At 69.8% G+C, this 9,393-nt stretch carries 7 protein-coding genes and 2 pseudogenes; 2 read left to right on the forward strand and 7 right to left on the reverse strand.

The window, feature by feature from the left end; genetic code table 11:
- Nucleotides 1-40 precede the first annotated feature (40 nt).
- The 6 genes and pseudogenes from KUTG_RS47035 to KUTG_RS47050 form a co-directional block, all read right to left on the reverse strand.
- The gene (locus KUTG_RS47035; RefSeq protein ID WP_232241314.1) at nt 41-1,486 is read right to left on the reverse strand and encodes a BNR repeat-containing protein; all 1,446 of its coding nucleotides are present in this window, start codon (nt 1,484-1,486) and stop codon (nt 41-43) included.
- A 23-nt stretch (nt 1,487-1,509) separates the two neighbouring features.
- On the reverse strand, nt 1,510-2,505 hold the full coding sequence (locus tag KUTG_RS47040) for a rhamnogalacturonan acetylesterase (RefSeq protein WP_043726410.1): 996 nt from the start codon (nt 2,503-2,505) through the stop codon (nt 1,510-1,512).
- Nucleotides 2,502-3,287: an exo-rhamnogalacturonan lyase family protein gene (locus KUTG_RS55635; RefSeq protein ID WP_063753650.1), complete on the reverse strand. Its 786-nt coding sequence runs from the start codon at nt 3,285-3,287 to the stop codon at nt 2,502-2,504. Before KUTG_RS55635 ends, KUTG_RS47040 begins: the two co-directional genes overlap by 4 nt.
- 168 nt (nt 3,288-3,455) lie before the next feature.
- Nucleotides 3,456-4,421 (reverse strand): exo-rhamnogalacturonan lyase family protein, encoded by a 966-nt coding sequence (locus KUTG_RS64760; RefSeq protein ID WP_232241315.1) that lies wholly within the window; start codon nt 4,419-4,421, stop codon nt 3,456-3,458.
- Nucleotides 4,387-5,322, reverse strand: a pseudogene (locus tag KUTG_RS55645) (hypothetical protein); the annotation flags it as partial. The gene KUTG_RS64760 and the pseudogene KUTG_RS55645, both read right to left, overlap by 35 nt.
- Nucleotides 5,323-5,334: 12 nt before the next feature.
- Nucleotides 5,335-5,616, reverse strand: coding sequence for a hypothetical protein (locus KUTG_RS47050; protein WP_157495287.1), 282 nt, complete (start codon nt 5,614-5,616; stop codon nt 5,335-5,337).
- A gap of 597 nt (nt 5,617-6,213) precedes the next feature.
- Here KUTG_RS47050 and KUTG_RS47055 point away from each other — a divergent pair.
- Together KUTG_RS47055 and KUTG_RS47060 are read left to right on the forward strand one after the other, a co-directional pair.
- The gene (locus KUTG_RS47055; protein ID WP_043726412.1) at nt 6,214-6,906 is read left to right on the forward strand and encodes a glycoside hydrolase family 12 protein; all 693 of its coding nucleotides are present in this window, start codon (nt 6,214-6,216) and stop codon (nt 6,904-6,906) included.
- A 67-nt stretch (nt 6,907-6,973) separates the two neighbouring features.
- Nucleotides 6,974-8,026: a LacI family DNA-binding transcriptional regulator gene (locus tag KUTG_RS47060; RefSeq protein WP_232241316.1), complete on the forward strand. Its 1,053-nt coding sequence runs from the start codon at nt 6,974-6,976 to the stop codon at nt 8,024-8,026.
- Between the two features lie 138 nt (nt 8,027-8,164).
- On the opposite strand, the pseudogene KUTG_RS47065 reads toward KUTG_RS47060, so the two are convergent.
- Nucleotides 8,165-9,393, reverse strand: a pseudogene (locus tag KUTG_RS47065) (hypothetical protein); the annotation flags it as partial.

The following is a 9,393-nucleotide window of genomic DNA, read 5'->3' on the forward strand; positions in this document are numbered from 1 at the left end:
CTCGACGGCGTGCACCGCCCGGGTTGACGCGTCGAACCGGTCAGCCGAGCCGGAAGTCCGCGACCCTGATCGGCGACGGCGTGGTCGGACCGGTCGATTTCCGCTGGTACAGCACGGAGAAGACACCCTCGTCGCGGACCCGGGACGTGTCGACGTCGACCTCGCCGAACGCGCCGAGCTGATCGGCGCCGAACACCTGCGTCCAGTCGGTCCAGCCGCTGGCCCTGGTCGCCGCCACGATCCGGCCGAACGGCATGATCACGTAGGCGTTGTCGTGCCGGTCGAAGACGAGCTTCGACCGCTGGGTGGAACCGGACTGAACGGGAATCTCCACCTTGCTCCAGGTTCCGTTCCCCGCCCTGGACAGCAGGAAGGTGTGCCCGTACCGCTGGCGATCCGCCTGGTAGTCGGTGACGCACTGGGTGAACCGCCCGGGCACGTAGCTGATCAGGGCGTGGACGGCGCCGGCCGAGTCGACGGCCTGGCTCTCCTGGTTCATCAGGCCGTGGTCGGGACCGAGCGGGTCGACGACCAGCCCCGGTGAGTCGAGGGAGACTGCCGACCCGCCGGTGGAGCCGACCACCGTGCCGGCGTTGTTGTGCCAGGTTCGGCCCTGATCGTCGCTGTAGACATAGCCGGTGTCGTGATTGGACAGTCCGCCACTGGCGCACAGCACTCCGGTGTTGCCCTCCCGCCACGTGAACGTGGCGTACAGCCGGCCGCTCGGCGTGTAGTCGATGCCGTGCAGGTACATGTTGCGGGTGGTGCTCACCACACCGTTGGGGCCGGTGTAGTTCCCGGTGGCCGACTGCCACCGGCCCAGCTTCGTCCACCGGCCGCCGGCGTACTCGGCCAGCTCGTTGGTGCCGTTGCCGGAGGCGCCGGTGCGGTAGGAAAGCTGCAGCGCGCCCGTCGGCGTGACCAGGAACTGCGGATAGGTGATCGAACCGAGGTCCACGCCGCCCAAGGTGCGTTGCACCGCACCGAAATCCGCCCCCGTCCACGGGTGCGAGGCCGGTTGCGACACCAGGCCGGCGATGGAGGCCACGTAGTAGACCGGATTGTCGTGGGTGTCCATGGCGATGTGCAGCCGCCCGTCGGCGGGGGAGACGCCCAGCGAGATGACGTTGTGGGAGTCGTTCGTCGACAGCTGGTGCGGCAGTTTCACGGTGGCCCAGGACCCCGACGGCAGCCGGCGGCGGGCGATCACCGCGTTCCGGTCGGCGGTGTACCAGGCGGCGTACTGGTAGCCGGCGTAGGACAGGATCCCGCTCTGCTGGAACGAGTCGTTGTTGACCAGCCCGTCGTAGGAGACGAAGTACAGCGCGGTCGGATCCAGCTGGGTGTCGGCGGTCCTGGTCACGGCGACCGAGCCGGCGGCGTGCGCACGGCCGGCCGGGGTGGCTGTGGCCAGCGTGGCCACGATGGCGGTGAGCGCCATGGCCACCAGGAAGCCGCGAGACGCAACCCTGGCTTTCAAGATCATTTCAACGGACCCCATCGTTGTGGTCAGCGCAGGAAGGCGGCGGCGGGCAGATGGGCGTCGGCCATGCCACGCGTGACGAGACCGGCCATCACCGTCCCCCCGTACTCGGAGAAGTGCGAAGCGTCCTGCACGCCGTCGTGGGCGACGGTCAGGTACAGCGGCCAGGAAGCGGCTTCGCCCAGCCCCTCCAGCAGCGCCTGGCTGCGCGTGGTGAGGTCGATCAGCGGCGTGTGCAGCTCGCCGGCCAGGGAGCGGATCACCGCGGGCAGGTCGACACCGAGGTTGTTGACGACCAGGCCGGTGGGCGTGAGCTTGCCGTCCGAGCCGAACAGGTGCCGCACGGGCGGCGTGACCAGCACGGGCCGGCCGCCGCGCTGGCGGACGCCGTCGACCAGCTTGCGCAGGTTGGCCCGAAACGTGGCTTCGGTCGTGGTCTTGTCGTTGTGGGCCAGCTGGATCAGCACCTCGTCGCCGGGCCGGATCAGCGGCTGCACGGTGGCGAACAGCTTGGGGTTGCTCAGCCAGCTGACGGTGCTTTCCCCGGAGTCGGCGTAGTTCGCCACCACGATCCCGGGGCGCAGCAGCTGGGGCAGTTCCTGCGCCCAGCCGCGTTTGGGGCCGTTGAGCCAGTCCGAAGCGGTCGAGTCGCTGATCACGAACAGGCTCGGGTGATGTGCCGGTGTCACGGTCACCCTGGTCGCGGCCGGATGGCTGCCGGTGAGGCGGACCTGCAGGCCCGGGGTGCCGGTTCCCTCTTCGCCCGTGGGCATGCTCTCCGGGCTGCGCACGTTGACCGAGAGCACTTCCTGGCGGGACTCGCCGGCACGGGTGCTGACCGGGGCGAGCATCGTCCGGCGCGCCTCCACCTGGATGCCGGTCTGCGCGGCGGCGGTGGCGCTGCCGAGGGTGACCGTGACGTCGTAGTCGCCCGGCGGGACGTCGAACGAGTACGAGGTGGCGGCGGGGGAGGTGGTGAGCAGCGACAACAGGGTGACGGCGCTGACGAGCGGGGCGATCACGGGGCCTCCTGCGGGGCGATGGCGAGCAGGGAGATGTAGGCGAGGGTGCGCTGGGCGAAGTCGTTGGTGGCGAACGTGGCGAAGTCGCCTGCGGGGTTGGACGTGCCCCGGGTCGGGATCTCGTCCACCGGGACGGGAACGGCCGTGCCGGAGACCCGCACCGCCGCCGGCCACGGCTGGCCGCTCGGATCGGAGGTGAACTGCTGCCAGCCCCGAGACCGGATCGTCGGGTCGGCCAGTTGCTCGCCGGCCCACGCGGTCACGCGGGAGTAGATCGTCTTGAACACCTGGGGGTTGAAGTCCCGGCCGTAGCGGGCGATCTTCTCCGCCGACGGCGCCTGCACGTAGCGGGCGAAGTCCAGCAGGGTGCGGCGGAATTCCGACACGTCGACGAGATCCAGCGCCTCCCACAGGATCTGCTCGCCGCAGAACGCCATCGCCAGGTTGTAGCCGCCGTCGAAGTCGCCGCGTCCGAAGTTCACCAGGTGCCCGGTGGTGGGGTCGAAGCCGACGGCCCCACCGGCCTCGCCGGTGAACAACCCGGCGGGGAAGGCGGCGATGTCCCGCATGCCGGTCACGATCCGGTCCCGCCACCGGGTGTCGCCGGTGCGCTCCCACTCCGTCAGCCAGTTGCTCACCAGCGCGTACCAGTCGGGGCCGATGCGCACACGGGCCGGCGCCTGGGTCTGCGGCGGCAGCACTTCACGCAGCGGATCGATCGACCGCAGCGTGGCGTCGGCCCGCAGCGAGCTCCTGATCAGGTCGCCGAGCAGCTCGTTCAAGTACCTATCTAGGTACTTACACCTAACGGAAAGAACCATGAAGCTAACGGTACACCCAGCGTAAGTCGTGATACAGCGCCAGGTGAGTGGCCCAGTTTGACGGGACATCGGATCAGGAGAAAGCCTAGCTCGCACAAGAAGATATAACTCGGGGAGCACGCACAAGATTTACCTCCTGGCCTCCTTGGCGCCGTCGCCCCAGTGCGAGACGGCATGCCGCGAACCGAGGCCGGCGAACCGCCCGCTGTGGTGCGTGTCGACCTCGCTGACGTGCTGGGTCATTGCCCGCGCCAGCCGGAACACCTCGGGCCGGCCGGACCGCAGGAAGACGTACCACAACGCCGCGTCGGTGCCGAGTTCCGCGTTGTCCCAGGCGTATCCGCCCACGTCGTAGCGCCAGCAGTGCCGGTCGGCGTCGTAGGTGTGCATGACGTCGCCGTAGTGCCAGAACCCGTAGAACTCGCGCTGGTCGACCTGGCCGGCGTAGAAGGCGACCTCGCGGTCGACGCCGTCCTCGTAGGCCGCCAGCGTCGCGGTGCGGCGGTCGGGCAGGCTCCAGCGGCCGAAGACGCCGGCTTCGTGGTAGCGGGCCGGCGACGCCACGATCTGGGCGTTGACCTCGGCGGGAAGCTGCGCCACGCGGTCACGCGCCGGCGTGCTGTCCAAGGCCCACAGCCACATCTCGGTGGAGCGGACCACGCCCTCCGGGGTGGCGAATCCGGGCTGGACGTCCTCGTAGGAGAGGTCGAGGCCGTGGGCGGTGGTGTCGTAGGGGCGCAGGTCCATCGCGCCGGCCTGCGGCGCCCATGACCACAAGGTGACGGTGGCGGTGTCGCCGGCCGCGCCGCGGACGTCCACCGCGCGGGGGAAACGCTGCCAGAAGTCGCTCATGCCGAAGGCGAGGCCGCCGCTGGTGCTCCCGACGTAGCCGAAACCCGATGCGCGGTCGCCGTGCCCGGCGTGCTTGAGCCAACTGGCCTTGGCGGAGGTCCGCTTCCACACCGAGAAGTGGTTCGCCGTCTCCTGGAACAGTGTGAAGTTCGTTCCACAAGGCCAATTGCCGGTACCCGTCGCGTACCTGCTGCGACCACTGATCGACGGGCGGGGTGGCCGTGCCGGCGATCTGGGCGGCACGCACGGCCGAACCCGGGTCGCGGCGGAGCCCGGTCAGCACCCGCACCGGCTCGCCCCAGATGCCGCCGGCCACCGTGCCGAAGCGGATGTGCCGGTTGTGCGGCTCCTCGGCCATCGGCACCGCGATCTGCAGCCCGAGCCCCCCGATGAGGTCGTGGTCGACGTCGGCGTCCCACACGAAGTGGTGCACCAGGCGGATGGCCTCGTCGCCGGCCCCGAGGTAGATCCGCAGCGTCCACGGCAGGACCGACCGCACGTCGCCCGGCAGGCGATAACGGCCGGTCAACTTCACGACCGCCCGCACCGGGCCGGCCTGCTCGATGGTCGCCGAGGTGACGTACCCGACCCACTCGTTGCGGCGGACCACGTTCGCGTCGTCGTGCTGTCCCTGCAACAACAGCGTGAGTCGACCGTCGTGACCGACGACGGTGCCGTCGCGGGTGATGGAGGTGATGGGCGTGGGACCGTGCGCGGCCAGGCGGACGTCGACGACACCGTTGCCGAGCCTGATCTCGTCGCCCGATTTCGACACGACAACGGGGCGCCTGGGCGCGGCCGGGGCGCCGGTGCTGAGCCGGAACGCCCCGGTCACCGGCGTCTCGGCGCCGGTCGCGTGCGCCGTCCACTTGAGACTGCCGTCCGGCCAGTAGGCCAGCGGCCACGACTGCACCGGAACCGACGCGCCGTCCGCGGTGGCCAGAGCGAAGGTGGTGCCCTTGGCCACCTGACCACGGGGCCATGGCACGCCCCAGGTGCTGCCGGACGGGGCCGGCGGCGGGCCGTCCAGCCAGTGCAGGTCCGCCGACGGTGTGGTCGGTGTCGTGGCCGGTGGCACACCCAGCCCGGCGGCCGCGGCCGCCGCGCCGGTGCCGGCCAGGAAGATTCGTCTCGGAAACGACATCGGCGACCTTTCCTAGCGAGTGAGCACGATGACGGCGTTGTGGTCGACTCCCGGCGTGACGGTCACCGTGAACAGGTGGGTCGCCGAGTCGTAGTGCACCGCACCGGCCGTGGCACCGGTGGCCGTCGGTGCGTAACCGTGCAGCGTCACCGGCTCCTCGTTCGCGGCGAAGCCGACGGTGGCCCGCACGGTTGCGTCGGCCAGGTTGCGGTGGAAAGCGCTTTCCTGGGTCGAGTCGCCGAGCACGGCCGCGGTCAGGCCGGCCATGAGGATCGCGTGGCGCCTGAGAGACATGGACTTCTCCTGCCGTGTCCGGTGTGGACTGTGCAATCGCGCGACGGAGTCCGGTGCGGCAGGACAGTACTGCTGGCTCCGACCACTGCCAAAAACGTTTCAATTCGCCGGACCCGCTGGTAGGCGGTTCGGCGCGAGCGAGAGGCGCCGGTTCGGACGTTCGCGGTGGTGGCGGCGGGCATGGGCGGGAGTCGACGGTGATCGTCGCCAAGATGAAAATTACACCGACCGATCCGCGGACCGGCACGCCTCGCCTGGCGATCGACCCGCGTACGGAGGTCCATCGCTCACGAACGAGCTCACCGCGTCTTCGGGCTCTTGGCATTCGTCGACACGGTTCGACGTGTCACGCTGGCATTTGTCGAATATTCGACGCCCGGTGGGACCGCCGGATTGGTCGAACCCGTGGTGGACGTGCATGCCTTGGTCTAGACCGGCCCTGGCCGTCGGGGCCAGTTCTTGACCGGCTCGCAATTCCCGTGCCACAGTGCGTTTGCCTGACACTGTGTCACCGGACGATCACGAGGAACCGTCGAAAAGACTCGATGGACCGTCCGGTCGAACCGCCGCGCAACGACGCTCGGAAGGTCCCTGCTCATGCGTAAATCCCTGCGCTTTGCCCAGGTCGGCCTGGCTGCCCTCGCCACACTGGTGCTGACCGCCACCACCGCCCATGCGGCCGGGTGGTCCTCCTCCGACAAGTGGGGCACGTGGTCGAACGGGGGCTACACGCTCAGTAACGACGTGTGGGGCGGCGGCGCCGGCCCACAGACTATCTGGGCCAACTCGTACAGCAACTGGGGCGTGACCTCCAACCAGCCCAACACCGGCGGCGTGAAGACCTACCCGCACTCCGGGCGCGGCATCGGCAAGAAGCTCAGCGCCATCGGCAGGGTCACGAGCAACTTCAACGTCACGGTGCCGGGCAGCGGCGCCTACGAGACGGCGTACGACATCTGGGCGAACAACAACGCCTACGAGATCATGCTGTGGATGAACAAGACCGGTGCGGTGGGCCCGATCGGCAGCAAGCAGACCACGGTCACCGTCGGCGGCCACACCTGGGACGTCTACAAGGGATCGAACGGCGCCAACGCCGTGTTCTCGTTCCTGCGGCACGGCAACACGAACGCCGGCTCGGTGGACGTCAAGGCCGTGCTGAACTGGATCAGGTCCAAGGGCTGGTTCGGCGACGTGACACTGGGCGACGTGCAGTTCGGCTTCGAGATCACCTCGACCGGGCGGTCGCTGAACTTCACCTCGAACAGCTTCTCGGTCTCCTCGTCCTGATCGGCCCGATCCGACACGGCGACGGGTCCTGCGCCGCCTCCGCCGCGGGCGGAGGCGGACCCGGGTCGTGTTGTTCCTCCGAGAGGCGGACGCTGCCGTGCTCAACCTGACAGATGTCCGACCGACGCTGGTGGACGTGGCCCACGCCGCCGGAGTCTCGCTGGCCACGGCGTCCCGTGTGCTCAACGGTTTCCACCACGTCCGGCCGGAAACGCGCCGGCAGGTGGTGCAGGCGGTCGACCGGCTCGGCTACGTCCGCCAGCGGGCCGGCCGGGCGCATGAGCCCCAGCGCGCCGGCCTGGTCGCCGTGACAGTGTGCGAGGACGGCAGCCGACTGTTCGCCGACCCGTACTTCAGCCGGATCCTGTGGGGGATCAATCGGGAGTTGGCCGCGGCCGACCACGATGTGGTCCTGCTGACCGTCGAGTCTGCCCGCAACGGCAAGTCCCCGGCGCTGCGCCACTTACGCAGCGACCATGTCGACGGCGCGCTGATCGTCAGCATGCACGCGCGGCATGCCGGGCCGCTGGAGCGGGTCGGTGTCCCCATGGTCGTCGTCGGTCGGCCGGTGGGCGCCGATCCGACCCGCTATTCCTCCGTGGACGTTGACAATCACGGCGGAGCGGCCCTAGCGGTGCGCCACCTGATCGAGACCGGCCGGACCCGGATCGCCACCGTCGCCGGGCCGAAGGACATGTCCGCCGGCGTGGACCGGCTCGCCGGATTCAGCGACGCGCTCACCGACGCCGGCCGGTTCGACCCGGGTCTGGTGGTGCACGGCGATTTCAGTCTGCCGTCCGGTGAGCACGCCGCGCTGCGGCTGCTCGACCGGCGGCCCGACGTGGACGCCATCTTCGCCGCCTCGGACCTGATGGCCGTCGGTGTGATGCGGGTCCTGCGGCGTCTCGGGCGGCGGGTGCCCGAGGACGTCGCCGTGATCGGCTTCGACGACGCGCCGATCGCCCGCACCACGGATCCGCCGCTGACCACTGTGGGACAGCCGGTCGAGGAGCTTGGTGCGCAGAGCGCCCGTGAGCTCCTCGCCATCCTCGACGGCACGGTGGTCGAGCACCGCCAGGCGGTCCTCGGCACCAATCTGGTGCTGCGGGATTCAGCGTGAGGGCACAGGTTCGTCGGCCACCCGGACCCAACGGCAGCTTCGACCCGCCCTGAACGCGTTCCCGGCTCAACCACGACACCGGCCCGACCGCAACCGCGGTGCCGCCGACGGCGGCACCGCGGTCCGGCGATCAAGCGATCAACACCCGAGCAGGTTGCAGGCCACCGCCGAGGAACCGCTCGTCCTGGACGGCGGCGTGCCGTCCGGCGAGTTCACCGGCACGTACGAGGCCGACGCCGTGTTGGTGAAGGGCAGCAGAGAAATCAGCAGCTGGGTCGAGCAGTAGACCTGCTTGCTCTGCCCCGCCGCCAGCTCGAACGTGCCCGCCGCGCTCCGGCAGGACGATTCCGCGCTGTCGTTGACGGTGGCGCCGGTGATGCCGACCGGACCGGCGTCGGTCACCGTGATCCGCCAGTGCGGGTGGGCCAGCAGCAGCCCGAGCAGACCTGGAGTCGCGTGTTTCACCCACGGCCCCGGACCACCGGGCCCGCAGTCACTGTCGTGCGCGGACGCGCAGATCTCCTTGTTCACCGACACGTTCGGCTGGCAACCGGACCCCGGGGCGACCCGCAGACTCACGGTGTTGGAGGTGAGCGGGCCGGTGGCGTCCGAACCGGTCGCGGTGTCGGTCACGCCGCTCACCGTGCAGGTCGACGAAACCGTGGTGCGGAAACAGATCTGGGGCGCGTCGCCGGCGAACGACACCACCAGATGCGGCTGGTTGCCGCCGGTGAAGTCGTTGCTGTTGTTCAACACCAGGTGCGCCGAGACCGTGATGGCCGGATGCGCGGCCGGCGAGATGCCCGACAGGTCGAGGCTGCCGTCGGCGGCGAACGACGGATGGGCGAACACGGAACCGTTGACGTCGCTGACATCCGCGGTCGACGCGGCCAGGTTCACGTTGGCCAGGTTCATGTTCTCCAGCCGGGCATCCGTGTAGCCGTGGATGTGGTTGGTTCCGCCGTCGCAGTAGAACGACGACGGCGTCAGCGTGACGTCCGCGCCACTGTGGATGCACGGCGAGCTCGACGTCGACGGGTCCTCGGAGAACAGGACCCCGGCGTCACCGAGCCCGAACAGGCAGCGGGTGGTCTGGTCGTACGCGTAGCCGTAGTCCCGCGTCGCGCCGCCGTTGGCCGAGGGATGGGTTGCCGGCAAGGGGAATCCGGCGCACGCGGCGGCAGCCGTCCAGTCGTAGCACACGGTGGCGCCGGCGACGGACCCGCCCCAGATGCCGGTGTAGCCGCGCAGGTGCCCGTCCGGGCCGAGGGCGTTCTCCGGATTGAAGACCAGCTGGCTGCTCAGGCCGTTGAACACGGTCGGCGCGGCCAACGAGGTGCCGTCGATCTTGTAACAGGTCGTGGTCG

The sequence above is a fragment of the Kutzneria sp. 744 genome, from assembly GCF_000568255.1.
Taxonomy (GTDB): domain Bacteria; phylum Actinomycetota; class Actinomycetes; order Mycobacteriales; family Pseudonocardiaceae; genus Kutzneria.

Excerpts from the sequence above, each read along its gene's own strand:
- KUTG_RS47035 (WP_232241314.1), bottom strand. The coding sequence starts at position 1,486 with ATGATCTTGAAAGCCAGGGTTGCGTCTCGCGGCTTCCTGGTGGCCATG.
- KUTG_RS47055 (WP_043726412.1), top strand. The coding sequence starts at position 6,214 with ATGCGTAAATCCCTGCGCTTTGCCCAGGTCGGCCTGGCTGCCCTCGCC.
- KUTG_RS47050 (WP_157495287.1), bottom strand. The coding sequence starts at position 5,616 with ATGTCTCTCAGGCGCCACGCGATCCTCATGGCCGGCCTGACCGCGGCC.